The sequence below is a fragment of the Intrasporangium sp. genome (assembly GCF_051961875.1).
Taxonomy (GTDB): Bacteria; Actinomycetota; Actinomycetes; order Actinomycetales; family Dermatophilaceae; genus Intrasporangium_A.
This window is the reverse complement of record NZ_JBQCCV010000074.1, coordinates 1-24,138: the sequence shown is the minus strand read 5'-3', so window position 1 is coordinate 24,138 and position 24,138 is coordinate 1. Positions and strand designations below refer to the sequence as shown.

24 protein-coding genes and 1 pseudogene are annotated in these 24,138 nt (G+C 72.6%); 11 read left to right on the top strand and 14 right to left on the bottom strand.

The window, feature by feature from the left end; translation table 11 throughout:
• Positions 1-29: 29 nt before the first annotated feature.
• Positions 30-689, bottom strand: coding sequence for a lipoyl(octanoyl) transferase LipB (gene lipB, locus ACTHJJ_RS04450; RefSeq protein WP_440301728.1), 660 nt, complete (start codon positions 687-689; stop codon positions 30-32).
• A 60-nt stretch (positions 690-749) separates the two neighbouring features.
• On the opposite strand from lipB, the gene ACTHJJ_RS04445 reads away from it, so the two are divergent.
• Positions 750-1,820: a Gfo/Idh/MocA family protein gene (locus tag ACTHJJ_RS04445; protein ID WP_440301727.1), complete on the top strand. Its 1,071-nt coding sequence runs from the start codon at positions 750-752 to the stop codon at positions 1,818-1,820.
• Between the two features lie 125 nt (positions 1,821-1,945).
• On the top strand, positions 1,946-3,517 hold the full coding sequence (locus tag ACTHJJ_RS04440; RefSeq protein WP_440301726.1) for a protein kinase domain-containing protein: 1,572 nt from the start codon (positions 1,946-1,948) through the stop codon (positions 3,515-3,517).
• On the opposite strand, the gene ACTHJJ_RS04435 is transcribed toward ACTHJJ_RS04440, so the two are convergent.
• From ACTHJJ_RS04435 to lpdA, 3 genes are read right to left on the bottom strand one after another with little or no spacing between them, the layout of a single operon-like run.
• A complete protein-coding gene (locus ACTHJJ_RS04435) occupies positions 3,495-4,403 on the bottom strand; it encodes a TIGR01777 family oxidoreductase (protein WP_440301725.1) in 909 nt (302 codons plus the stop codon). The genes ACTHJJ_RS04440 and ACTHJJ_RS04435 overlap by 23 nt on opposite strands.
• A 17-nt stretch (positions 4,404-4,420) precedes the next feature.
• Positions 4,421-6,250 (bottom strand): 2-oxoglutarate dehydrogenase, E2 component, dihydrolipoamide succinyltransferase, encoded by a 1,830-nt coding sequence (sucB, locus tag ACTHJJ_RS04430; protein ID WP_440301724.1) that lies wholly within the window; start codon positions 6,248-6,250, stop codon positions 4,421-4,423.
• A 52-nt stretch (positions 6,251-6,302) separates the two neighbouring features.
• The gene (gene lpdA / locus ACTHJJ_RS04425; protein WP_440301723.1) at positions 6,303-7,682 is read right to left on the bottom strand and encodes a dihydrolipoyl dehydrogenase; all 1,380 of its coding nucleotides are present in this window, start codon (positions 7,680-7,682) and stop codon (positions 6,303-6,305) included.
• Positions 7,683-7,911: 229 nt separating this feature from the next.
• Here lpdA and ACTHJJ_RS04420 point away from each other — a divergent pair, with 229 nt between their 5' ends.
• Positions 7,912-8,190, top strand: coding sequence for a hypothetical protein (locus ACTHJJ_RS04420; protein WP_440301722.1), 279 nt, complete (start codon positions 7,912-7,914; stop codon positions 8,188-8,190).
• A 93-nt stretch (positions 8,191-8,283) separates the two neighbouring features.
• Positions 8,284-8,466 (top strand): DUF5302 domain-containing protein, encoded by a 183-nt coding sequence (locus ACTHJJ_RS04415; RefSeq protein WP_440301721.1) that lies wholly within the window; start codon positions 8,284-8,286, stop codon positions 8,464-8,466.
• A 111-nt stretch (positions 8,467-8,577) separates the two neighbouring features.
• On the opposite strand, the gene ACTHJJ_RS04410 is transcribed toward ACTHJJ_RS04415, so the two are convergent.
• Positions 8,578-10,053 carry a leucyl aminopeptidase gene (locus tag ACTHJJ_RS04410; protein ID WP_440301720.1) on the bottom strand — a complete coding sequence of 492 codons (1,476 nt, stop codon included), beginning with the start codon at positions 10,051-10,053 and terminating at the stop codon, positions 8,578-8,580.
• Positions 10,054-10,129: 76 nt separating this feature from the next.
• On the opposite strand from ACTHJJ_RS04410, the gene gcvT reads away from it, so the two are divergent.
• Positions 10,130-11,230 (top strand): glycine cleavage system aminomethyltransferase GcvT, encoded by a 1,101-nt coding sequence (gene gcvT / locus ACTHJJ_RS04405; RefSeq protein WP_440301719.1) that lies wholly within the window; start codon positions 10,130-10,132, stop codon positions 11,228-11,230.
• 64 nt (positions 11,231-11,294) lie between these two features.
• Here gcvT and ACTHJJ_RS04400 read toward each other — a convergent pair whose 3' ends face one another.
• Genes ACTHJJ_RS04400 through ACTHJJ_RS04375 form a run of 6 tightly spaced genes read right to left on the bottom strand, consistent with a single transcriptional unit; the run spans position 11,295 to position 16,927 of the window.
• The gene (locus ACTHJJ_RS04400; protein WP_440301718.1) at positions 11,295-12,062 is read right to left on the bottom strand and encodes an adenosylcobinamide-GDP ribazoletransferase; all 768 of its coding nucleotides are present in this window, start codon (positions 12,060-12,062) and stop codon (positions 11,295-11,297) included.
• Complete coding sequence (cobU, locus tag ACTHJJ_RS04395; RefSeq protein WP_440301717.1) at positions 12,055-12,627, bottom strand: bifunctional adenosylcobinamide kinase/adenosylcobinamide-phosphate guanylyltransferase; 573 nt, start codon at positions 12,625-12,627, stop codon at positions 12,055-12,057. Before cobU ends, ACTHJJ_RS04400 begins: the two co-directional genes overlap by 8 nt.
• Positions 12,624-13,493, bottom strand: coding sequence for an ECF transporter S component (locus tag ACTHJJ_RS04390; RefSeq protein WP_440301716.1), 870 nt, complete (start codon positions 13,491-13,493; stop codon positions 12,624-12,626). Before ACTHJJ_RS04390 ends, cobU begins: the two co-directional genes overlap by 4 nt.
• Complete coding sequence (locus ACTHJJ_RS04385; protein WP_440301715.1) at positions 13,490-15,103, bottom strand: ABC transporter ATP-binding protein; 1,614 nt, start codon at positions 15,101-15,103, stop codon at positions 13,490-13,492. Before ACTHJJ_RS04385 ends, ACTHJJ_RS04390 begins: the two co-directional genes overlap by 4 nt.
• Positions 15,100-16,179 (bottom strand): energy-coupling factor transporter transmembrane component T, encoded by a 1,080-nt coding sequence (locus ACTHJJ_RS04380; RefSeq protein WP_440301714.1) that lies wholly within the window; start codon positions 16,177-16,179, stop codon positions 15,100-15,102. Before ACTHJJ_RS04380 ends, ACTHJJ_RS04385 begins: the two co-directional genes overlap by 4 nt.
• A gap of 4 nt (positions 16,180-16,183) precedes the next feature.
• Positions 16,184-16,927 (bottom strand): SCO2322 family protein, encoded by a 744-nt coding sequence (locus tag ACTHJJ_RS04375; protein WP_440301713.1) that lies wholly within the window; start codon positions 16,925-16,927, stop codon positions 16,184-16,186.
• 270 nt (positions 16,928-17,197) lie between these two features.
• Here ACTHJJ_RS04375 and ACTHJJ_RS04370 point away from each other — a divergent pair, with 270 nt between their 5' ends.
• From ACTHJJ_RS04370 to ACTHJJ_RS04360, 3 genes and pseudogenes are all read left to right on the top strand, one after another.
• Positions 17,198-17,413 (top strand): hypothetical protein, encoded by a 216-nt coding sequence (locus ACTHJJ_RS04370; protein ID WP_440301712.1) that lies wholly within the window; start codon positions 17,198-17,200, stop codon positions 17,411-17,413.
• Positions 17,410-18,345 (top strand): annotated as a pseudogene (locus tag ACTHJJ_RS04365) (serine hydrolase domain-containing protein); the annotation flags it as partial. The gene ACTHJJ_RS04370 and the pseudogene ACTHJJ_RS04365, both read left to right, overlap by 4 nt.
• On the top strand, positions 18,249-18,779 hold the full coding sequence (locus ACTHJJ_RS04360) for a DUF7586 domain-containing protein (protein ID WP_440301740.1): 531 nt from the start codon (positions 18,249-18,251) through the stop codon (positions 18,777-18,779). The pseudogene ACTHJJ_RS04365 and the gene ACTHJJ_RS04360, both read left to right, overlap by 97 nt.
• 51 nt (positions 18,780-18,830) lie before the next feature.
• Here the strand turns inward: ACTHJJ_RS04360 and ACTHJJ_RS04355 are convergent, their stop codons facing one another.
• From ACTHJJ_RS04355 to ACTHJJ_RS04345, 3 genes are all read right to left on the bottom strand, one after another.
• Positions 18,831-19,412 carry a DUF3043 domain-containing protein gene (locus ACTHJJ_RS04355; RefSeq protein WP_440301711.1) on the bottom strand — a complete coding sequence of 194 codons (582 nt, stop codon included), beginning with the start codon at positions 19,410-19,412 and terminating at the stop codon, positions 18,831-18,833.
• Between the two features lie 61 nt (positions 19,413-19,473).
• The gene (locus tag ACTHJJ_RS04350; RefSeq protein ID WP_440301710.1) at positions 19,474-20,031 is read right to left on the bottom strand and encodes a protein-L-isoaspartate O-methyltransferase family protein; all 558 of its coding nucleotides are present in this window, start codon (positions 20,029-20,031) and stop codon (positions 19,474-19,476) included.
• Between the two features lie 153 nt (positions 20,032-20,184).
• Positions 20,185-20,460, bottom strand: coding sequence for a class I SAM-dependent methyltransferase (locus ACTHJJ_RS04345; protein ID WP_440301709.1), 276 nt, complete (start codon positions 20,458-20,460; stop codon positions 20,185-20,187).
• A 439-nt stretch (positions 20,461-20,899) separates the two neighbouring features.
• Here ACTHJJ_RS04345 and ACTHJJ_RS04340 point away from each other — a divergent pair, with 439 nt between their 5' ends.
• From ACTHJJ_RS04340 to ACTHJJ_RS04330, 3 genes are all read left to right on the top strand, one after another.
• Positions 20,900-21,742: an IS110 family transposase gene (locus tag ACTHJJ_RS04340; protein ID WP_440301739.1), complete on the top strand. Its 843-nt coding sequence runs from the start codon at positions 20,900-20,902 to the stop codon at positions 21,740-21,742.
• Positions 21,743-21,756: 14 nt separating this feature from the next.
• Positions 21,757-23,124 carry a dipeptidase gene (locus ACTHJJ_RS04335; protein WP_440301708.1) on the top strand — a complete coding sequence of 456 codons (1,368 nt, stop codon included), beginning with the start codon at positions 21,757-21,759 and terminating at the stop codon, positions 23,122-23,124.
• An 89-nt stretch (positions 23,125-23,213) separates the two neighbouring features.
• Positions 23,214-24,092, top strand: coding sequence for a glycerate kinase (locus ACTHJJ_RS04330; RefSeq protein ID WP_440301707.1), 879 nt, complete (start codon positions 23,214-23,216; stop codon positions 24,090-24,092).
• The last annotated feature ends 46 nt before the right edge of the window (positions 24,093-24,138 follow it).

Below are 24,138 nucleotides of genomic sequence, written 5' to 3'. Positions count from 1 at the left end.
TGCGCAGCGTACTGGCGGGGGAGCGCGGGTCAGGGCTGGACGCGCCGGTTCGGCTGGAGCGTGGGCAGGATGTCGGCGAGGTGCTTCTCGACATGCGGGAGCACTTCGCTGACCGGGACGTCCCGGCCGAGCTCGCGCGACAGCGACGTGACGCCGGCGTCGGGGATGCCGCAGGGGATGATGACGTCGCCCCACGACAGGTCGGGGTTGCAGTTGAAGGCGAAGCCGTGCATCGCCACCTGCCGGCTGACACGGATGCCGATCGCGCCGATCTTCCGACGCGGCCCACGGCCGTCGGCGGCGATCCACGTGCCGCTCTCGCCCTCGGAACGGCCGGCCTCGACGCCGAAGTCGGAGCAGACCCGGATCATCATCTCCTCGAGCGCCCGGACGTAGCCGATGACGTCGATGGGCGCGGGCAGCCGCACGATCGGGTAGCCGGTGATCTGGCCCGGTCCGTGCCACGTGATCTTTCCGCCGCGGTCCACGTCGACGACCGGGGTGCCGTCCGTGGGGCGCTCCTGGGGCTGGGTGCGCTTGCCGGCTGTATAGACGGCGGCGTGCTCGAGCAGGTAGACGGTGTCCGGCTCTTCGCCGCTCACGACCTTGGCGTGCGTCTCGCGCTGGATGTCCCAGCCTCGCTGGTAGTCCACGAAGTCCGGGTCGAGGCCGAGGTGCACGAAGCGCATGGCGTCAGGGTACGACAGCGGTCCCGGGCGTCCGTCCGCCCGCTGTGCCAAGGTGTCCGTATGCCGCCCACCGCCTCGCGCTCGTCGGTCCCCCTCCGCGTCGGGCTCGTCGGGTATGGCGCGGCAGGGCGCGGGTTCCATGCGCCGCTCCTGCGGCGCGCCGGACTCGAAGTCGCCGCCGTCGCGACCGCCGACCCGACCCGGGTGGCGGAGGCATGCCGGGACCTGCCCGACGCCGCGGTCGTCCCGGACCTCGACGGGTTGCTCGAGCGGCCCGGCCTCGACCTCGTGGTCATCGCCTCGGCCACCGCCGCCCACGGGGAGCAGGCGGAGCAGGTCATCGACGCAGGGCTGCCCAGCGTCGTCGACAAGCCGCTTGCCCTCGACGCCGACGGTGCGCTCCGGATCGTCGACCTGGCCGCCCACAAGGGAGTGCCGCTCACCGTCTTCCAGAACCGGCGCTACGACCCGGAGCACCTCGGCCTCGCTGCCGTGATCGAGGCGGGACTGGTCGGGGAGGTGTGGCGGGCGGAGTACCGCTGGGACCGGTGGCGCCCGGTGCGGCGCGACCGATGGCGGCAGACCGCCACGCCGGAGCAGGGTGGCGGACTGCTCCTCGACCTGCAGGCACACCTCATCGACCAGGCCGTGCTGCTGCACGGCGAGGTGGAGACGGTGTACGCCGAACTCGACTCAAGGGTGGCCGTGGCAGAGGACGACACCTTCCTGGCCTGCCGGCACACCTCGGGGGTCGTGAGCCACCTGTTCGCGAGCGCGGTCAACGGCGCTCCCGGACCGCGGGCCCGGCTGGCAGGGTCGACGGGCGCCTACGTCATCGGCAAGCAGGTCGACGACGTCAGTGTCTTCCTCGAGTTCGCCAACGAGGCCGATGCGGTGGGCTGGGTCGTCCGAGGGGGCGACCGGGAGCCCGGCCCCGTCGTGCATGCTGCCGACCAGGCGGACTTCTACCGGGGTGTGGCCACGGCGCTGCGCTCCGACGATCCGCAGGCCGCGATGCCGGTCGACCCTCGCGACTCGATCCACGTCCTCGCCGTCGTCGATGCGGCCCGGACGAGCGCACAGGGCAACCGGGTGGTGCCGGTCGTGACACCTGGGGAGCCTCCCGCCTGATCGAAGGGGGACGAGGGCCGCGGCGCGCAATCGGTGGAGGCGGCCCTCGCCATCGACAACCGCCGCACGGGACGGCCTGTGGATGACGCCCGACGGTCGACCCGGCGAGTTGCCACGATGGTGAGGTGGACGACGACAGGGACGAGAGGGACGGGCGAGACGACGACCGGGACGAACCTCCCGAGGTGCCCGGTCACCGGCTGCTCCACGTCATCGGCTCGGGCTCGACGAGCGTGGTGTGGGCGGGCACGGATGCGGCGGGCGCGCCGGTCGCGGTCAAGGTGCCGCGGGCCCGGCCCGACCCCGTCGCCGTGCGTGAGGCGCAGATCGAGCGGCACGTGCTCATGGCGGTCCGGCACGAGCACCTCGTCGCCTTGCGGGACGTCGTCCCGCTGTCGGACGGGCGGGTCGCCCTCGTCTTCGACCTCGTCATCGGGGCGACGCTCGCCTCGCTGGTCGCCAGCCGGGGCCATCTCCGGCCGGGCGAGGTCGTCACCGTCCTGACGCCTATCGCGGAGGCCGTCGCCGCGCTCCACGCTGCCGGCGGCACGCACTGCGACATCTCGCCCGGCAACGTCATGCTCACGGCTGCCGGCCGTCCACTCCTGATGGACCTCGGCGCCGGGCGGCTTGCCGGCGCCGGGGCGGGCGCGGTGGTCGGAACCGCCGGCTTCGTCGCCCCGGAGGTCCGCTCGGGTGAGCAGCCCACCGAGGCGAGTGACGTATTCTCCCTCGGGGCCCTCGCGTGGTTCTGCCTCACCGGCAACGGCGCGCCCGACACGTTCCTCCGGCTGGCAGGGGAGACAGTCGCCAGCCATGTGGGCCCGGAGCTCGGCCCGGTGGTGGGCCGGTGCCTCGACCCGGAGCCCGAGGTCCGCCCGTCATCGGCGGCGCTTCCTGCCCTGGTCTTCGACGCCGCGGCGGGGGAGCCGGTCGAGGTCGTCGTCGGTGCCGACGAGGCATCGGCGCTCACCCACCGCATCCGCGCCGACGCGGCCCTCGGACGCCCGCCGGCGACGGAGACGCCGCGTCCCTGGTTCCGCAGGGTGCCCGTCTCGCCGGCCCGGTGGTCCCATCGCCTCGCCGTGCTCGCTGGCATCGCCGTCCTGGCCACGCTCCTCGGGTGGTTCGCACACCTCGGGTTGGTCCCGGGCACGGGCGGGACCGAGCCTGCGTCCGGACACGGCGTCAGCGAAGGCACCGGCGGTGACGGTCGACCGCCCGCCGCTCGGGTCACCACCACCCCGACGCACTCAGGTTCCGCTGTCGCTCCCTCGCCCAGCCCGGCCGTGTCTGGAACGCCGGCCGGACCGCTCGAAGCGCGGGCGATCCTGCAGGACCTCACGGACCGTCGGGTCGCGGCCCTCACGGGACGCAAGGTCGGATCTCTCGGCGCAGTCCACCGGCCCGACTCGCCGTCCTGGCGGGCCGACTCGGCCGTCATCGACGCCCTGACCAGTGGGCACCTGCACTACGAGGGGTTGCGGATGACGGTCTCGGTGGCGCAGTTCGCCTCCCGATCCGCCTCGGAAGCGGTCGTCCGGGCCCGGGTCGCCGTCGCGGCCTACGAGGTCGTCGACGACCGCGGACGCGCGACCGCCAGGGAGGCCGTCGAGGGCGAGCCGCTCGACTTCCACCTCGTCCGCGACGGGGCGGGCTGGCGGATCGAGTCGATCACGGCGCCACGAGCCAGCTGACGCCGGACTCGAGGTCTGGGTGCTCGAAGCCGAAGCCGCTCTCGAGGAGCCTCCGGGGCTGCACGCGCTGGCTGTCGAGGATCCGGTCCCCGAACTCGCCGATGAGCACCCTCAGGGCGAGACGCGGCACCGGCACGAGCGCGGGGCGATGCATGGCACCGGCCAGGCCCCGGGCCAGCTCGACCTGGCGGCGACCATCGGGGGCGGCCGCGTTGAACGCACCGCTCAGGTCCGGACGGTCCACCAGATGGGCGATGGCGCGGACCTCGTCCACGAGGGTGATCCACGGCCACCACTGCCTACCCGAGCCGAGCGCGCCGCCGAGGCCGAGCTTCGTTGCGAGCAGGAGCGGTGCGAAGGCACCGCCGCTCCTGGCCATGACCAGGCCGGACCGCACGAGCGCGACCGGTACCCCGGCCTCGACCGCCGGCTGGGTCGCCGCCTCCCAGCGACGGACAACCTGCGCGAGGAAGTCGTCGCCCAGGTCGCTGGACTCCGTGAGCACCTCGTCGCCACGGTCACCGTAGATGCCGACGGCCGACGCATTGACGAGTCGGATGTCACGACCGGTCCCTGCCTTGACGTCCGCGAGAGCCATCGCGATCGTCCCCGTGGAGTCGACTCTGGACCGCTCGACTGCGCGCTTGTGGGCGGGGGTCCACCGGTGGTCACCGATTCCCACCCCGGCAAGGTTGACGACCGCATCGACACCGTCGAGGGCCTCGAGGGAGAGCCGTCCCGCCTCCGGATCCCACCGGACCTCGTCGGGTGCGGCGGCCGGCCGACGCACGAGCCGGACCACGTCGTCGCCGCGATCGCGCAGATGACGACGAAGCGCGCCGCCGATGAGGCCGGAGGACCCGGCTATCGCGACGCGCTTCGTCATGTCACCTACGCCTTGGCTCAGACGTCGAAGTTGCCTTCCTCCAGGCGACCCTTCAGGGTGGCGAGGAACCGGGCCGCGTCGGCGCCGTCCACGATCCGGTGGTCGTAGGACAGGGCGAGGTACATCATCGAGCGGATCGCGAGGGTCTCGCCGCCGTCGGCGTCGGTGACGACGACGGGCCGCTTGACGATGGCGCCGGTGCCGAGGATCGCGACCTGTGGCTGGTTGATGATCGGCGTGTCGAACAGTGCGCCGCGGCTGCCGGTGTTCGTGATCGTGAAGGTGCCGCCCGCCAGGTCGTCCGGCGTGATCTTGTTGCTCCTCGTGCGATCCGCGACGTCGGCGTTGGCCCGGGCCAGGCCGGCGATGTTGAGGTCACCGGCGTTCTTCACGACGGGGACGATGAGGCCCTTGTCCGTGTCGACGGCGATGGAGAGGTTCTCCGAGCCGTGGTAGACGATCTCGTCGCCCTCAACGCTCGCGTTGAGGTTCGGGTGGGCCTTGAGAGCCTCGCAGGTCGCGAGCGCGAGGAACGGCAGGTAGCTGAGCTTCGTGCCCTCGCGCCCCTCGAAGTCCTTCTTCGCCCGGGCGCGGAGGCGGGCCACCTTCGTCAGGTCGACCTCGACCACCGTCGTCAGCTGGGCCGAGACCTGGAGGGACTCGACCATGCGCTGCGCGATGACCTTGCGCAGGCGCGACATCTTCTCGCGCGTGCCTCGCTTGGGGGACACCTCGGCCGGAGCCGACGGCGCCGGGGCGGACGCGCCGGCGGGAGCGGCTGCGGCTGCCGGCTGCTCGGGCTGGGGTGCCGGCTGCTTGGCGGCCTCGGCCGCGTCGAGCACGTCCTGCTTGCGGATCCGGCCGCCGACGCCCGTGCCCTGGATGCTGCCCAGGTCGACGCTGTGCTGCGCCGCCAGCTTGCGAACGAGCGGCGTCACGTAGGCGGCGGCGTCGCTCGTCTCGCCAGCGCCACCGGCGACGGCCGCACCGATCGGCTCCGGCTGGCGTGCCGGCTGCTCCTGCTGCGGCGCCGGTGCGGAGGGCTGGGCCGGGGCCTGCTCTGGAGCCGGCGCCTGCTGCTCGGCCGGGGCGTGGGCGGCAGGTGCCTCCTGCGGCGCGGGGGCCTGGGCCGGCTGAGCCTGCTGGGCAGGTGCCTGCTGCTGTGTGGGGGCCTGGGCCGGCGCCGACCCGCCGATGACGGCGAGCTCGCCGCCGACAGGGACGACCTCGTCCTCGGCCACGAGGATCTTGGTCAGCTTCCCGCTGAAGGGCGAGGGGATCTCGGTGTCGACCTTGTCCGTCGAGACCTCGAGGAGCGGCTCGTCCGTCGCGACGTCGTCGCCCTCCGCCTTGAGCCAGCGGGTGACGGTGCCCTCGGTCACGGACTCACCCAGGGCCGGCATGACGACCGTCTGGCCCTCACCGGAGCCGGAGGCGGCCGCCTGCAGGGGCGCGGCCTGGGTCTCGGGCTGCTGCGGCTGGCCGTCACCCGGGGTCTGCGGCTCGACGGAGCCGGGCTGGTCCTCCGGCTGGGCCTGCTCGGCCGGCTGCGCCTGCTCGGTCGGCTGCGCCGGCTCCGCGGGAGCGGCCTGCTCCTGGGCCGGGGCACCACTCGAGGGCGCTGCCTCGCCGTCACCGATCACTGCAAGGTCGGCGCCGACCGGCACCGTGTCGTCCTCCTGCGCAAGGATCTCCTGAAGCGTGCCCGCGACCGGCGACGGGATCTCGGTGTCGACCTTGTCGGTCGAGACCTCGAGCAGGGGCTCGTCGACCTCGACCCGGTCGCCGACGTTCTTCAGCCAGCGGGTGACGGTGCCCTCGGTGACGGACTCACCCAGGGCTGGCATGGTCAAGCGTTCAGACCTGCGTTCTTATCCTCGTTCCTTTTCTGGCTGTGCTTCACGAATGCGCGTGCAGCGGCTTGCCGGCCAAGGCCAAGTGTGCCTCGCCGAGTGCTTCGTTCTGGGTCGGGTGGGCGTGGATGAACGCGGCGACGTCCTCGGGGAAGGCCTCCCAGCCGACGACGAGCTGTGCCTCGCCGACCTGCTCGCCGATCCGGGCGCCGATCATGTGGACGCCCACGATGGGGCCGTCGGCCCGGCGCACGAGCTTGACGAAGCCCTGGGTGCCGAGGATCTGTGACCTGCCGTTGCCGCCCAGGTTGTACTCGTAGGTCGCGACGTCGCCGTACTTCTCGCGCGCCTGGGCCTCGGTGAGGCCGACGCTGCCGATCTCGGGGTCGCAGTAGGTGACACGGGGGATGGTCGTCTCGTCGATGACCGCCGGGGTGAGCCCGGCGATGTCCTCGGCGACGAAGATGCCCTGCGCGAACCCGCGATGCGCCAGCTGGAGTCCCGGCACGATGTCGCCGACGGCGCGGACACCGTCGACATTCGTGCGCAGCCGCTCGTCCGTGGGCACGAAGCCGCGCTCGACGTTCACTCCGGCTTCCTCGTAGCCCAGGCCCTCGGTCACCGGGCCACGGCCGACGGCGACGAGGAGCAGGTCGGCCTCGATCGTGTCCCCCGACTCGAGTGTCATCGTCACGACGTCACCGGACTGGGTGGCGCCGGCGAACCGAGCTCCCGTCCTGACCGTGATCTTGCGCTTGCGGAAGGCCCGCTCGAGCTGCTTCGAGACCGCCTCGTCCTCGCCGGCGACGAGCCGGGGCAGCGCCTCGACGATCGTGACCTCCGAGCCGAAGCTGCGGAAGACCGACGCGAACTCGACGCCGATGACGCCGCCGCCGAGCACGACGACCCGCGCCGGGACGTGGTCAAGGCGCAGCGCGTCGTCGCTCGTGACGATGCGGCCGCCGATCTCGAGGCCGGGCAGCGACTTGGCGTAGCTGCCGGTCGCCAGCACGACGTTGCGCCCGGTGAGGCGACGGCCGTCGACGACGACGGTGTGCGGCCCGTCGAGCCGGCCCTCACCGGTGACGTACTCGATCTTGGCGGCGGCGACCAGGCCCTGCAGCCCCTTGTGGAGCCGGGCCACGACACTGCTCTTGTAGGACATGACGCCGGCCATGTCGACGGACTCGAACGTCGTCTTGACGCCGAACTTCTCGCCCTCGCGGGCCGTGTCGGCGACCTCGGCGGCGTGGAGCAGGGCCTTGGTGGGGATGCAGCCTCGGTGCAGGCAGGTGCCGCCGAGCTCCGCCTTCTCGACGAGCGCGACGCGCAGGCCGAGCTCGGCCGATCTGAGGGCGCAGGCATAGCCGCCCGAGCCTCCTCCGAGGATGACGATGTCGTAGTCGTCCGCGGCGGTCGCCGGCATGCGGGGTGCTCCTTGCAAGGCTCGGGTTGTCCTGTCCAGACTGCAGTGCCCGTGGTTCCTTCGTGGGGATCACGCGCATGTGCATCTTGTCATTGATCGGGACCGACGTCACAAGCAGGTCTCGTGCCGAGATCTGCCGGGCAAGTCGTCGTACAGTTCGGCCATGGGTTGGTTCTCGCGGCGCAAGGCCGCCCGCCGAGAGGCAGCCGCGCGATCCGATGGTCCCCAGATGGAAATCGACAGGAAGGCCGTCGAGGACTACCTGAAGCAGTTCGTCGAGGCCCATCGGGGGGTGGAGGCCTACGTGGAGCCTCCCACGAGTGTCACCCCAACGACCGTAGTGCTCATCGCCTGGGACGGTGAGTGGACTCGGCGGGCGATCGGGTCGCAGAAGGACGCCTACGACCTCAGCCAGCGTCTGGGTGTGCCGGTCTACGACGTCAACAAGACGGGCTACCCGAATCGGATGCGGGCGTGGAACACCCGGAAGCGGAGGGGTGACGCGTGAGGCACGGCATACGGACAAAACGACTGGAAGGTATGCCGCGCACCTGACAGGGTGGAGTCGTCCCCGGCCGCGTCGACGCAGGAGGTTTGAGGCATGTCCAAACAGGATGGAGCGGGTCCCAGCGAGGAGACCCGGGCGAAGTTCCGTGCCGCCCTCGAGAAGAAGCAGGCGCACGGCGGCAAGAACGTCTCCGAGAACGGCGACCGGTCCAAGGTGCACGGTGCCCACGGCCCGGCCAAGGCGCAGCAGATGTTCCGGCGCAAGTCCGGCGGCTGACGGGGCTCGGCACCATCGGGCGCCGCGATCAGTCAGCACAATCAGTCAGCAGAGAGGAAGGGGCCGGTGTCCGCAGTGGACACCGGCCCCTTCGTCGTCAGAGGGTCGTCGTCAGAGGTAGGACTCGGCGAGCCCCACGAGGGTGCGCACGCCGAAACCCGTGCCGCCCTTGGGGGTGTAGCCGCGAGCGCCCTTCTCGTTGAAGGAGGGGCCCGCAATGTCGATGTGGCTCCAGGCGACTCCCTCGGGCACGAACTCGCCGAGGAAGATCCCGGCCGTCAGCATCCCGCCCTCGCGGCCGCCCTTGTGCGCGATGTCGGCGTTCTGCGAGTCGAGGGCGGGACGCAGCTCGGCCGGCAGCGGCATCGGCCAGACCGCCTCGCCCATGATGCCCGCCGTGTCGACGACGCGGCCCCGGAACCCGTCGGTGTTGGCCATGACGGCGGCGGTGTCGGCGAGCGCGATGACCTGCGCACCGGTCAGGGTGGCCACGTCGACGATCGCCTCGGGCTTGCTCTCCGCCGCGAGGGCGATGCAGTCGGCGAGGACCATGCGTCCCTCGGCGTCGGTGTCGAGGATCTCGACCGTCTTGCCGCCGCGCATCGTGACGACGTCGCTGGGCCGCTGGGCCGAACCGCTGGGCATGTTCTCGGCGATGCCGAGGTAGCCGGTGACGGCGACCGGCAGCCCGAGCTCCGCGATCGCGAGGACAGCCGCGGCGACCGCCGCGGCCCCGGCCATGTCGGACTTCATCGTGCTCATGCCGGCCGGGGGCTTGAGGCAGAGGCCGCCGGAGTCGAACGTGATGCCCTTGCCGACGAAGGCGAGCGTCGCCTTGGGGCGCGATGGGGCATAGGTGAGGACCGCGAGGCGGGGTTCGTTGACCGAGCCCTGCCCGACGCCGACGATGCCGCCGAAGCCCCCGGCGCGCAGCTGCTTGAGGTCGAGGCTCTTGAGCTTGACCTTCGTGCCCTTGACCCGCTCGGCCAGCGACGCGACGAAGGACTCGGGGTAGAGCAGGTTGGGCGGCTGGTTGACGAGGTCGCGCGCGTAGGCCACGGCGGCGCCGATCGCGCCGGCGCGCTTGACCGCCTTGCGAGCCGGGCCGTCGGTCGGGCCGAGGATGCTGACCGTCTGCACCGTCTCGGTGTTGGCGGCGCCGGCCTTCGGCGGCGCGTAGGCCCCGAGCGCCGCTCCCTCGGCGACCGCGGCAACGAGCTCGGTCGAGGCACCGGGGACGACGACGGCGATCTTCTGCTTCTTGTCCAGGCCGCGCACCGCGGCCCCGACGGCCTGCCGGAGGTTCTCCCGGGTCGTCGAGTCGGGCCGCCCGCCCAGCTCGCCCGCACCCGTGAGGACGACTCGAGGAGCCTTGACCTCGGGGACGGCCGCGAGGGTCGTCACCTCGCCGGGGCGGCCCTTCAGCTCGAGCTCGGCGATGACCGCCTTGAGGTGGTTGACCGTGCGCCGGGAGAGGCCGTGACCGTTCGTCAGGGCGACCCCGTCACCGTCCTTCGCCAGCGCGAGGACGATGGCGTCCGCGTCGATGTCGGCCGCCGAGCGACTGGAGCTGGTGAGGTTGGCCACGAGGTGAACTCCCTTGTCCGAGATGGGGTGACGGCGCGATCATAACGAGGCCTGCTGGCGCCGCTAGGTTTGCACCATGACGAACTCGACTCCGGGACGCACGTCCCCCCTGCACGACCGACACGTCGCCCTCGGGGCCAAGATGGCCGACTTCGGCGGCTGGGACATGCCGATCGAGTATCCGGGCGGTGGGGTGGTCGCCGAGCACACTGCGGTCCGTGAACGGGTCGGCATCTTCGACGTGAGCCACCTCGGCAAGGCGACGGTGGCGGGCGCGGGCGCGGCGGACTTCGTCAACCGCTGCCTCACCAATGACCTCCGACGCATCCAGACGGGTTCGGCGCAGTACACGCTCTGCTGCAACGAGACCGGGGGAGCGGTCGATGACCTCATCGCCTACCTCCGCTCGGAGGAGGACGTCTTCCTCATCCCGAACGCCGCGAACACCGCTCAGGTCGTCGACCTGCTCTCTGCCGCGGCCCCGGACGGGGTCACGGTCTCGAACCGGCACGACGAGTTCGCGATCATCGCGGTCCAGGGGCCTCGCAGCGACGACCTGCTCCGGGCCCTCGGCCTGACGACCGGGCACGACTACATGTCCTACGTCGACGCCCAGAGGAGCGGCCAGCAGCTCACCGTCTGCCGAACCGGCTACACGGGGGAGCGGGGCTACGAGCTCGTCGGCCCGTGGGACGGCGCGACCGAGATCTGGGACGCCCTCGTCGAGGCGATGGGCCCCATGGGCGGCCTGCCCTGCGGCCTCGGCGCCCGGGACACCCTCCGGACGGAGATGGGCTACGCCCTGCACGGGCAGGAGCTCTCACCGGAGATCTCCCCGGTACAGGCGCGGGTCGGCTGGGCCGTCGGGTGGAAGAAGGACACGTTCTGGGGCAAGGACGCACTCGCAGCAGAGCGGGGCAACCCCACGCGCATCTCGCACGGCCTCCTGGTCACCGGGCGCGGCATCCCCCGGCCGCACTGCGTCGTCTCCCGCGAGGGGGCGCCGGTCGGGGACGTCACGTCCGGCACCTTCTCGCCGACCCTGAAGCAGGGAATCGCACTGGCCCTGCTCGCGCCCGACGTGGCCGTCGGCGACACCGTGACCATCGACGTCCGTGGTCGCGCCGTCGAGGCGACCGTCGTCAAGCCGCCATTCATCGAGGTGAAGCCGTCCTGACCGTTCCCCTGGTAAGGGGCCCGGTGACGGGTCGGGGCCGCCCAGGACACGGCCCCGACCGGAGTCACACGGCGGAGAGCACCGTCGCGGCGACGAGGCCAGCCCCCAGTGCGGTCTCGATCGCGGCGCCGACGACGTCCCCGGTCACGCCGCCGAGCCTACGAGCCGCGCGGCGCGTGACGACCCAAGCGCCGAGGAGGGCGGCGAGGGGGACGAGCACAGCGGCATACCACCTCGTGCCGGAGGCCCACGTCGCGAGGACACCGACGCACACGACGAGCACGGCCGCGGCGGTGAGCGCGAGCGGTCGCACCGATCCAGCCACGGTGTGGCCGAGGCCGTCGGACCGAGCAGCCGGCAGGCGACAGCAGGCGACGGCCGGGGCGAGACGGCTCGCCACGAGGGCGAGGCCGGCGAGGACTGCTCCGGAGGTGGACGGCAGGAGGGCCGCGAGGCACCCCAGCTGCACGAGCAGCATGAGGACGATGGCCGCGACGCCCGACGGGCCGATGTCGCTGCGGCGCATCACCTCGAGGGCGCGGTCGCGGTCGTAGCTCGCCGAGAGCCCGTCCGCCGTGTCGGCCAGCCCGTCGAGGTGCATCGCCCGGGACAGCAGGACGGGCGCACCGAGGGCGAGTGCGGCCGCGACGAGCGGAGGCAGCCAGCCGTGCACGGACGCGGCAGCGAGGGATCCCCAGACGACCAACGCGGGCACCGTGGTGGCCGGGGCCAGGAGCATGGCCCAGCCGGCCGTCCGACGGTCGACACGACGCGGCGCAGGCACGGGCAAGGCGAGGAAGGTCCCGAGGGCGAGGCGCCACGCGTCAGGCACGAAGGGTCCTCGGTCGCGGGTGCTCCGGCACGACCGGTGCCGAGGTGAGGTCGAGGACGCGGCCCGCGACGACGAGATGCACGGCGTCGGCCCGTCCACTCACGGCGGCGTTGAGCCGGCCGAGCTCGTCCGCGAAGAACCGCCCCGAGGCGGTGGGCGGCACGACTCCCCAGCCCACCTCGTTCGTCACCAGGACCACCGGCACGGCTGCCGTGGCCAGCGCGGACAGCAGGGCGTCCCGGGCCGCCGCCAGGGCCAGGCCAGCGGCGGCGAGGTCGTCCCACCCGACATCGTCGACGAGCCGGGTGACCCAGGTGCCGAGGCAGTCGACGAGGACGGGCTGCTCGGCCCTCCGGATCACCGCGGCGATGTCGAGGGACTCGACCGTGGTCCAGCCCGAGGGACGCCTGGCGCGGTGCTCGGCCACCCGCGCCGTCCACTCGGGGTCGGTCCCCGGTTGCGGTCCGGTGGCCAGGTAGACGACCTCCGGGTGAGCGGAGAGCAGGTCCTCGGCGTGCCGGCTCTTGCCGCTGCGGACCGGTCCGGTCACGAGGGTGACGGTCATGGGACGGCGTCCTCCGTCGGGACGGCCCGGGCCGGCTCGTCGAACTCGGCCCGGGCACCGAAGGCCGCCCGACGGGCCGCCCGACGGAAGACCTTGAGCAGAGCGGGGCCGGCGAGGAGCACGAGCGTGGCGTTGAGGACGCCTCGAGGCAGGTCCCAGCCCAGCGAGGTCGCGAGGTAGAAGAGGCCGTAGTGGTGCAGGTTCTCCGCCAACGGTGCGCCGGGGACGAAGCTCATGCCCACGGATCCGCTCGTGCCGAGGAAGGGCCAGAACCAGAGGTTCATGACGAGGCCGAAGAGCAGGCCCGTGACAAGGGCGTATCCCGCGAGCGCCCATCGCTCCGGACGCGACCCCGGGCGGACCGGCAGGAGCGCGGCCCCCAAGCCGACGCCGCCGGAGCAGAGCATCTGGTAGGGCAGCCACGGGCCGACGCCCCCGGTGAGGAGTGCACCGGTCAGCAGGGCGAGGCAGCCGGACACGAAGCCCACCCCGGGCCCGAGCACCCTCCCGGCGACGATGATGACGAAGAAGACCGGCTCGAGACCCGCGGTCCCCGCGCTCAACACCCGCATGCCGCCACCGGCAGCGGCCGCGACGCCGAGGACGGCGATCGTCTTCGGGTCGAGCCGACCGGAGCTGACCTCGGCCAGGCACACGAGGCAGAGCAGTCCGAGCAGGACGGCGAAGAGCCATGGAGTGTCGTTGCCGTGGGACGTCACGAACTCCGCGGAGGCGAGGAACGGCCAGGTGAAGCCGATGAGCCCGACGACTCCGACGAGCAGGATCGCGGCGGTGCTCGGCCAGCGCAGCGCGATGACCGATCGAGCCGACGGCCGGTCGGCGTGGCCCCGTCGGCGGGGTGTCATGCCGATCTCCCGAGAGCGGCGGCGACGTCGTCCACGGTCAGCCACGGCTGCGGGTGCAGCACCTTCGTCACCTGGGGCGCGAACGCGGGGGAGGCGGCGAGCACCTCCCGGACCGGGCCGTCGGCGACGAGTTCTCCGTCGGCGAGGATGATGACCCGGTCGGCGCACTCCGCCACCATCTCCACGTCGTGAGTCGCGAGCACGATCGTCGTGCCCGCCTCGGCGAGCCGGGCGAGCACGACCGCGAGTCGCCGCTTCGCCCCGTAGTCGAGCCCGCGGGTCGGCTCGTCGAGGAGGAGGACCTCCGGACCACCGGCGAGGATGACGGCCAGGGCGAGCTCGAGCCGCTGGCCCTCGGAGAGGTCCCGCGGGTGCCTGGCCCGCTCGATCGGACCGGCGATCGCATCGAGGAGCTCGGCGGTCGTGCCGGCCGGGACCTCGAAGTCGCGGTCGGCGCTCGCGCACTCGTCGGCGACGGAGTCGGTGTAGAGGAGCAGCTCCGGCTGCTGCGGCACGAGGCCGACCACCCGGACCCGGTCGCGCGCCCGCAGGGCATGCGGGTCGGCACGCTGGGTACCGACTCGCACCCTGCCGCGCGCGATCGCCAGCTGGGCCCCGACGGCCCCGAGGAGCGTCGACTTGCCGGCGCCGTTGCGGCCCATCAGTGCGGTGACCGAGCCGCGCTCGATCGTGAGGTCGACCGCGTCGAGGACGACGCGGCCGCCGCGCAGCACCCGCAGCCCGTCGAGCGCCAGCGCCGCGTCGGGTCCGGTCGTCCGCGGTGCCGAAGGTTCGATCCCCGTGAGGCGGCGGCGCAGCTCGCCCACCCGGCGGCGGGCGTCCCGGATCGACAGGGGTGGGGGGTCCCATTCGGCGAGGTGGGCGAGGGCAACCACGGGTGGGTGGATCGGCGACGTCCGCATCGCCTCGGCCGGGTCGAGGAGGGCGCTCGTCCGGCCGTGGTCGAGCAGGACGACCCGGTCGGCGTGGTGGATCACGCGTTCGAGCCGGTGCTCGGCGAGGATCACCGTCGTGCCGAGGTCGTGCACGATCCGGTCGAGCGAGGCGAGCACCTCCTCGGCGGCCACGGGGTCGAGGGCCGAGGTCGGCTCGTCGAGGACGAGGATGCGGGGGCCGGCCGCGAAGACCGCGGCGATGGCCACGCGCTGCTGCTGCCCCCCGGACAGGCTCTCGAGGGCCCGGGTCCGCAGCGGGGTCAGCCCGAAGAGGTCGAGCGTCTCCTCGACACGGCGCCGGATCGTCGTCGGGTCGAGGCCCATCGTCTCCATGCCGTAGGCGATCTCGTCCTCGACGACATCGGTGACGAAGGTGGAGACCGGGTTCTGCTCGACGAGGCCGACGACGGTGGCGAGGTCGCGGGGCCGGTGCTGCCGGGTGTCGAGCCCGTCCACGACCACCGAGCCGGAGAGCAGGCCTCCGCTGAAGTGCGGGACCAGGCCGTTGACGCACCGGAGCAGGGTCGACTTGCCGCTGCCGGTCGGGCCGATGACGAGGACGAGCTCGCCCTCGGGGACCTGGAGCGTGACGTCGTCGAGGGCCGGTGCGGCGGACTCGGGGAACCGGACCGTGACGTGGTCGAAGGTGATCATGCGGACGCCTCGGCTCGGGGTGGGGGAGTGAGGAAGGCGGGCGCCGCGGCGACCACGATCGCGAGGACGGCGGCGAGCGGTAGGTGCGGGAGGCTGGCGGACTGGGCGGGGACGATGCCGTCCCAGCCCTGGATGCTGCCGAGCAGGAGCGCCGCCCCCGGCACGGCACCGGCGGCGACGGTCGCGGTCTCGGTCCACGACCAGGGGTCGCGGCGGTGGCCGGTTCGCTCCTCCCTCGAGGCGCCCACGACCAGGCTGGCAGTGGCGAGCACGACCCCGACGAGCAGGAGAGGGACGCCGAGGACTCCACCCGCCGAGGTGTCGAGCAGCCCGTAGAGGCCGGCAAGCACCCCGGCCAGGCCGGCGAGGGCAAGGCCGCTGGCCAGCCACCGCGACGCGCGCGTGGAGCGAACGGCACGGCCGTAGCCGCGCGACTCCATGGATGCCGCGAGGCCGAGTGACCGCTCGAAGGCGGTCTCGAGGACGGGCACGGTGAGCCGGGCGACCTCGCGCACCCCCCGGCCGTCGTGGCCGCGCAGTCGCCGCGCGTCGCGGACCGCACGCGCGTCGCCGAGGAGCCGCGGCGCGAAGGTCAGGCCGACGACGACGGCGGTGCCGACGTCATACAGCGTCGCCGGCAGGTGCCGCAGCAGCCGACGGGGGCTCGCCAGGGCGTTGGCGGCGCCGACACAGGCGAGGATCGCCGTGAGCCGGAGCGAGTCGTACACCGCGTAGAGGATCGGCTCGAGGGCGACGGGACCGCCGAGCCGCACCCCCGCCGCCCATTCTGGCAGCGGCACCCGGGGCAGCGTGAACAGGACCGTGTCGCCGTAGACACCGTTGCCCAGCACCACCGTGACGAGCAGGCGCAGGACGATGATCCCGACGCCGATGAGCAGGAACGCCCGCAACGGGTTGGGGGCCGACGGGTCGCGACGCTCCGATACGACGAGGGCGCAGACACCCACGACGAGCAGGAGCAAGGCGGGGTTGGTCGTGCGGGACGCCGCGGTGGCGAGGCCCAGCCCCCACAGCCACCAGGCTGCGGGGTGCTGGAGCCGTTCCCGCTGCAGCATCGACTCAGCGCTGCTGCCGAGCGCCGGCGCGCGAGCGGACGAAGAAGTAGGCGATCAGACCCACGACCAGGAGGGCCACGACGATGTATGCCGCCCACGTCCCTGCCGAGGTCGCGTTGCCCGCCGCCTTGGCGGGCTGCTCCGCCTGGGTCGGCGCGGCTGCGGCGTTCGCGGTCGGGGACGCCGTCGGCGCGGCGATGCTGACCTGGCCGTCCGGGGCGGCCGCCTCCGCGCTGACGGTCTTGACCGCGCCGCCGCACCCGGTGGCCGGGTAGCCGTCGACGCCGCAGACGAGGCCCTTCTCGACGCGCAGCTCACCGGCGGTGCGCAGCACGTCGAGGCTCGTCGCGTCGGTCCCGACGACCGCGCACTTGGCGGTCGGGGCGGGCGGCGTGCCGCCCTGGTCGGCGTCGGCCGGCCGGCCGAAGTCGACGACGAGGCCGACGCGCTTCTTGCCGCTCTCGGCGGGCGTCGTGCCGCAGACCTGCTCGAAGGTCAGGACCGCGCGCGGGTAACGGGCGCCGTTCTCGTCGCTGACCGCGAAGCGCCAGCCGTCGACGGCGCCGTCCTTGGGGACGGTCTGCTCGGGGCCCTTCTGGGCGAAGTCCCAGGACCCGTTCGCGAGCTGGTAGAAGCCCCAGAAGCGATAGGCGGCGGCATGCGCCGGGGCGGTCGTCATCAGGCCGAAGGCGGCTGCGAGCAGCGCGACGAGGGCGAGCCGCACGGAGCGACGGTGGGCGATGGGCATGATCTCCTCCTCACGGTCGGAGACCGAGGAAGGGCAACCTGCCTCTGCAGCTCCGGTCCGTATTCCACGACAGACGGATTGTGTATGGATCGAACGGGGAGGGTTTTCCGGCTGGCCGGCGGTTCGCGTTGGAGCGGACCGTCGACATCACGGTTGCGGGTCAGCGCCGGAGTCACACCGGCTTACCCCTGGTCCTGTTCGGTACTTGCGAACCGTGGCACGCGGGCAGCCCACCCGTCAAACGCGTCCCGCCGGCCGTAGGGTGCTCCCATGAGCGCGGACTGGACCTGGGCCTACTTCGACGCCGCCGGTGACCCCGTGACGGCGGACTCGCTGCCATCGGTGCCGTTCCCGACGCAGAGCGACGCTGAGAGCTGGCTGGGTGAGACCTGGCGCGACCTGCTCGCCAGTGGCGTGGAGTCGGTGACCCTGCGCGAGGGTGACACGGTCGTCTACGGGCCGATGAGCCTCCGGGCCGCGCAGTGACGCAGGTGACCTCGCCCGCCTCCGTCGGGCCGGCCCTGTCTGACGGCCTGGCTCGCCGCCTCGAGACGCGGGTCCGCAGCGCACAGCGCGAGTGGCAGGCCCCCGGGGTCAGCGCCGGCGTCGTCCGTGACGGAGCTCTCGTCTGGTCCGGGCACGTGGGCTGCGCGCGGCTCGGCGACGAGCCGCGCCCCGCGGCGGACGACACGCAGTTCATGATCGGCTCCGTCACCAAGACGTTCACCGCCCTCGCGGTGATGTCCCTGCGCGACGAGGGGAGGCTGACGCTGGACGACCCCCTGGAGGCGCACCTGCCCGGGCTCCGGCACGCGCGCGTCCCGATCGGGCAGATGCTGGCCCACGCGTCCGGCTTGCAGCGCGAGCCGGTCGGCCGCATCTGGGAGAGCCTGGAGGCCCCGGACCGCGACGCGTTCCTCGCCGGCGTGGACGAGGCGGAGCAGGTGCTGCCGGCCCACCACGCCTTCCATTACTCGAACCTCGCCTACGGCCTGCTCGGGCAGGTCATCGAGCGGGTCACCGGCCGTGACTGGGAGGACGTGGTGCGAGAGCGCATCCTCGATCCGCTCGGCATGACCCGGACCGGCCTCGTGCCCGCGGACGACCGGGCCCTCGGTTACCAGATCGACCCCTATGCGGGCACCGCGACGGTGGAGCCCCTCTTCATCCTGAACGCGACGGCGCCGCTCGGTGGACTGTGGTCGACGGTGGCCGACATGGCGCGCTACGCCGCCTATGTCGCACGCCCCGACGACCGCGTCGTGCGGCCGGAGACGGTCGAGGAGATGTGCCGGCCGATCATCCTCACCGACCCGGATGGCTGGACCGGTGGCTACGGACTCGGCTTCGGCATGGGTCGACGCGGCGAGCGGGTCTACGTCGGGCACGGCGGCGCAATGCCGGGCTTCCTCACCGGCCTGCGGGTCCGCCGCAAGGACGGCGTCGGCGCCGTCGTCTTCGCCAACAGCACGTCGGTGGCGGAGCCGCTTCGCTGGCGACCGACCTCCTCGAGACGGTCCTCGACCACGAACCGAGCCTGCCCTCGACCTGGCGCCCCGAGAGCCCCCGGCCGGAGCTCGCGCCGCTGCTCGGCCTGTGGTGGTCGGAGGGCTCGCCGATCACGTTCTTCGTCCGCGACGGTCAGCTCTGGTCGCGTCTCTCGGAGCGCGACCCGCTGTCGGAGACGCGGTATGCGGCTGACGGCCCCGACCGCTTCCGGGCCGTCGAGGGCCGCGAGCGCGGCGAGGTGCTCGAGGTCGTCCGTGACGACTCGGGCGAGGTGGAGCGGCTCTACTTCGCGACCTACGCGGTGACGCGGCAGCCGCTTGCCTTCGCCGACCTGCAGGACTGACGAGGGCCGCCACCGCCCTCACGTGCCTGCGCCGACGCGGCGCCACCTCTTTCAGGCCGGGTGCTGACCGCGAGCCACCTGCGGCTTCGGCATCCGGGTGCGCCGCATCTGGAACGCCCGCATGATCGCGTACATGGCGTCACCGCGCTCGGCGCCGCCGAACTTCTGCGCGATCTTCTTCTTCGTGCGCATCCACATGAGCAGGGCGTCGATGACGGCGAGCGCGATGAGCCCGTAGACGAGGATGAAGACGGCGAGCAACGCCCACGGCGTCTTGATGAAGCTGAGCAGCAGGACGAGGAGCATGACGGGGAGCATGAACTCGCCGAGGTTCCACCGGGCGTCCACGGAGTCACGGATGAACCGCCTGCGCGGGCCCTTGTCGCGGACCGGCAGGTAGCGCTCGTCGCCGGTCAGCATGCCCTGGCGCTGCTTGGACATCGCCGCGCGCCGCGCCACCTTGTCCTGGGCCGCGGCCGCCTTGCGGTCGGTGACGATGAGCGGACGCTTGTTGGCGGCCTCCTGGTCGCGCCGCTTCGGCGTGGGGCGGTTCTTGGCGCCCTCGCGCTCCGGCCGGGCCGTGGCCTCTGCGGCGAGGTCGTCGTTGAGAGTCGTCTTCTTGCGTCCGAACACGGGCACAACTGTAGGTGAGCAGCGGCTCACTCCCCAATCGCTCCTGTTCCCGCGTTGCCCCTTAGCGCAGCGGAACGAAACGGTAGGGTCCGTGCTCGCTGGTGCGGACCTGCCCGCCCGTGCGTTCGACGAGGGTCAGCCAGCCGGCGACGGGGGCCACCAGCCGCCCGTCAGCGGCGAGCTGGTCGACGAGGGCCTGCGGGAACCGGCCGGCGTCCGCGGACACCAGGATGCGGTCCCACGGTCCGTCGTCCGGGGCCCCGAGTACGCCGGGCCGTGCCTCGCGGATCGTCGCGGCGCAGCCGGCCCGCGCGAGGTTCTCTCGTCCCCACTGGACGAGCTCGGGCTCGATCTCGAGGCCGAGGACCGCCCCGGTGGGCCCGGCCAGCCACGCGAGCAGCGCCGTCGTCCAGCCGGAGCCGGACCCGATGTCGAGGACGCGGTCACCGGGACGGACCTCGAGCAGGCGCAGCATCGCCTCGACGGTGCGGGGCTGCGAGCTCGTCTGACCGTGCCCGATCGGGATCGGGCCGTCCGCGTCGGCGCGCCACCGGTCGGACGCATGCAGGAACGCGGCGCGTGGCACGGCCGAGAGCGCGTCGCCGGTGCGGTCCTCCATCTGGCGAGTCAACCACGGCCGGCCCGGGCGTCAACGCCGAGCTCGTTGCGGTAGGCCACGTCGCGGCCCGCCACCCGCGCCGCCTCGACCTCTTCGAGCATGGTGAGTGTCGCAGCCCAGTCCCTCCGCAATGCCGGACGCCAGGCCATCGCGTCACCGTTGCGGGCCACCAGCGACAGGAGCCCCCCCGGGAGCCAACCGGCTCGCGAGGGCGCCGACGGCCGGCCCTGCCGCCGGGAGGTACATGAGCACCCCGTGGCAGAGCACCGCGTCGTATGCCGCTGAGCCCGTCGTGCGGTCGAGCGCGGTGACGTCCCCCGCGAGCAGGCGGACGCGGACCCGCGTCTCCGCGGGAAGCAGCTGAGCGGCATCCGCGAACGCCGCACGCATCCGGGCGTCCGGCTCGACGGCAGTCACCTGGTGGCCCATGGTGGGCGAGGTGAAGGGCCTGGGTGCCCTGCCCGGCACCGACGTCGAGAACGCGGGAGGGGGCCCCGGGCAGGTGCGCGGCGAGCTGGCGGGCGCCCAGCTCCTGGCGCCCGACGTTTCGCAGGTTGCCAAGCCCTGCGAGCCACGGGTCCCGGCCCCCGACGAACGTGCCCGCCCCGTTCACAGTCGCGACCCTACTCACGGGACTCCACGGATAGGGTCGGTCTCAGTGTCAGGGTGATGGCACCGCACTCGCGGTGGTTGGATCCTGAGCATCTGGTGTCTGGCTCTTCGGGTCGCTGTCGCCTTCGGGTTGATGAGCACGCGTTATGCCGGCACCGGGTGTGAGGGAGCCGGCCGGCGTGACTTGATAGGAGCGTGGCATCGCCCCCACTGAGATGTGTCCGCCGACCGGCCCAACCGTCCAGTCACTGATCAGGTGAAGGAGGCAACCACCATGGTTGTTGTTGGGGCCGATGTGCACGAGCGCACGCACACGTTCGTCGCGGTCGATCAGGTCGGCAAGCAGGTCGGGCAGTTGACTGTCGCGGCCACGAGCACGGGCCACCTGAAGGCGTTGGGGTGGGCGCGTCGCGAGTTCAGTGAGGAGCTGACCTGGGCCATCGAGGACTGCCGGCACCTGTCCGCCCGATTGGAGCGGGACCTGCTCGGCGCCGGGCAGCGGGTGGTGCGGGTGCCGCCGAAGATGATGGCCGAGCAGCGCCGGGTCGCGCGGACCCGGGGCAAGTCGGACCCGATCGATGCGTTGGCGGTGGCCCGGGCGTTCCTGCGCGAGCCGACGCTGCCGGTCGCCTCGCACGACGAGGTGTCCCGCGAGGCCAAGCTGCTGGTGGACCGGCGCGAATCCCTGGTGAACACGCGGACCAGGACGATCAACTCGTTGCTGTGGCGGGTCCACGAGCTGGCGGCCAAGCTGCTAGGCGAGTCCGCGGGGATCACCCGCTCCCGCGGGGAGGCCGCGTTCGCGCGGCATGCCGGGTTGGCGCCGATCCCGGTCTGGTCCGGCAACACGGCCGGACGGGTGCGGATGACCCGCAGCGGAAACCGACAGATCAACTGCGCGATCCACCGGATCGCGGTCACCCAGCTGCGGCTGCACGAATCGCCGGGACGGGCCTATTACGACAAGAAGCTCGCCGAGGGCAAGACGAAGACGGAAGCGCTGCGTTGCCTCAAACGCCGCCTCGCCCGCACCGTGTTCAACCTTCTGACAACAGACCACCACAACCGTCACACCGCTTGCCTCCCAGCAGCGGCTTGACATAGGAGTAACACGTGACTGCTGACATCCTCACCACCGACCAGATCCAGGCGATCCGCGACCGCGTCGCCGACCTCATGCCCCAGGTGCGTGCGGACCTCGAACGGCTCGTCCGCATCCCGAGCGTCTCCGCCGCGAGCTTCGACCAGAGCCAGGTGGCCCGCAGTGCGGAGGCCGTCGCCGAGCTGCTCCGTGCTGAGGGGCTCGACACCGAGATCGTCGTCGAGGGCGGCAGGCCCGCGGTCATCGGCCACATCGTGGGGCCGGAGGGCGCGCCCACGGTGACCCTCTACGCCCACCATGACGTCCAGCCGCCCGGCGACGACGCGGACTGGGACAGCAAGCCGTTCGAGCCCGTGGAGCGGGACGGCCGCCTCTACGGGCGGGGAGCCGCCGACGACAAGGCGGGCGTCATGGCACACGTCGCGGCGCTCCGCGCGTTCAAGGGCGAGCTCCCGGTCAGCGTCACCGTTTTCGTCGAGGGCGAGGAGGAGTCGGGGTCGCCGTCGCTCGGGACGATCCTGGATCGTCACGGCGACCGGCTGGCCGCCGACGCGATCGTCCTCGCCGACTCCGGCAACTGGCAGATCGGCACGCCGGCGCTCACGACCACCCTCCGGGGCGGGGTGCGCGTCATCGTCCGCGTCCAGACCCTCGACCACTCGGTGCACTCGGGCATGTACGGCGGCGCCGCTCCGGACGCCGTCACGGCGCTCATCCGCCTGCTCGGCACGCTCCACGACGACGAGGGCAACGTCGCCGTCGAGGGGCTCGACGAGGGTGTCGCCGCCGACCTCGACTACGACGAGGCGCGCTTCCGCGAGGAGTCCGGCCTGCTCGACGGCGTCTCGCTCATCGGCACCGGCTCGATCCTGACCCGCCTCTGGACGAAGCCGTCGATCACGACGATCGGCATGGACGTCACCTCGATCGAGAAGGCCTCGAACACGTTGGCGGCCAAGGCGGCGGCCAAGGTGTCGATGCGCATCGCCCCCACGCAGGACCCGAAGGCGGCGTTCGAGGCGCTCAAGCGCCATCTGGAGTCTCACGCCCCGTGGGGTGCCAAGGTGAGCGTCTCGCTCGAGGAGCTCGGCTCCGGCTTCGCCGCCGACGCCAACGGCCCGGTCTACGACGAGGCGCGCGCCGCGTTCGCCGACGCCTGGGGGACCGAGCCCGTCGACATGGGGGTCGGCGGCTCGATCCCGTTCATCTCCGACTTCGCCGCCCGGTTCCCCGACGCCGCGATCCTCGTCACTGGCGTCGAGGACCCGGACACCCGCGCCCACGGCGCGAACGAGTCGCTCCACCTCGGCGAGTTCGAGCGCGTCTGCGTCGCGGAGGCTCTCCTGCTCGCGCGGTTGGGCGCCCGCCAGTCGAGGTAATCGGCGGACGCCACTGACCGGTAAATACCTCGACCGGGCGCAACACCTCGACCTACGGGGCGGCCGGGGCGGGTGCGAGGATGGCCGCCGTGCACGTGCTCATCGTCCCGGACTCCTTCGACGACCTCGGCAGCCCGCGTGCCGCGGAGGCCATAGCCCAGGGCTGGCGGGAGACCGCTCCGCACGATCTCCTCGCGGTGGTGCCCGCCTCCGACGGGGGCGTCGGCTTCGTGGCCGCCGTGGCCCGGAGCGTCGAGGGCGCCCTCGAGGCGGTCGTCACGACCGACCCGCTGGGGCGCGACGTACCGGCGACGATCCTGCTCGTGCCGGGGGAGATCGGCCCCATCGCCTACGTCGAGGCTGCCGAGGCGGCCGGCCTGCACCTGCTCGACGACACCGAACGCGACCCGACCCGCACGACCTCGGCAGGAGTCGGGCGGCTTCTGCTGGCGGCACTCGACCTCGGGGCTCGCCGTGTCGTGGTGGGCGTCGGTGGACTCGGGACGAACGATGCCGGCGCCGCTCTGCTCTCCACCCTCGGTGTCGGTGGCCCGGACCGGCTGGGGCGCGGGGGCGCGGCTCTCGCCGATCTCACCCTCGACGACCTCACCGGACTGGACGCAGCGCGGGAACGGTTCCGGGATGTCGACCTCGTCGTCGCGACCGACGTCGCCTCCCCGCTGCTCGGCCTCAAGGGCACCAGCGCGGTGTTCGCCCGCCGGATCGGCGCGAGCGAGGAGCAGGCGCAACGGCTGGAGGGCGCTCTCGGGCACTTCGCCAGTCTCGTCGCCCGGGCGTACCCGCCGCGCCGGGACCTGCTGAGCGGCGAGGCGATCCGTCCGGAACGTGCCCCGGGGGCTGGAGCCGGCGGTGGGGTGGGCTACGCCCTGCACCTGCTCGGTGGCCGCCACGTCGACGGGGTCGACGCCCTGCTAGACACCGTAGGGTTCGAAGCCCTCGCCGCGTAGTCGGACCAAGTCGTGACGGGCTGTGTCGGCTTCGAATGGGAGTCGC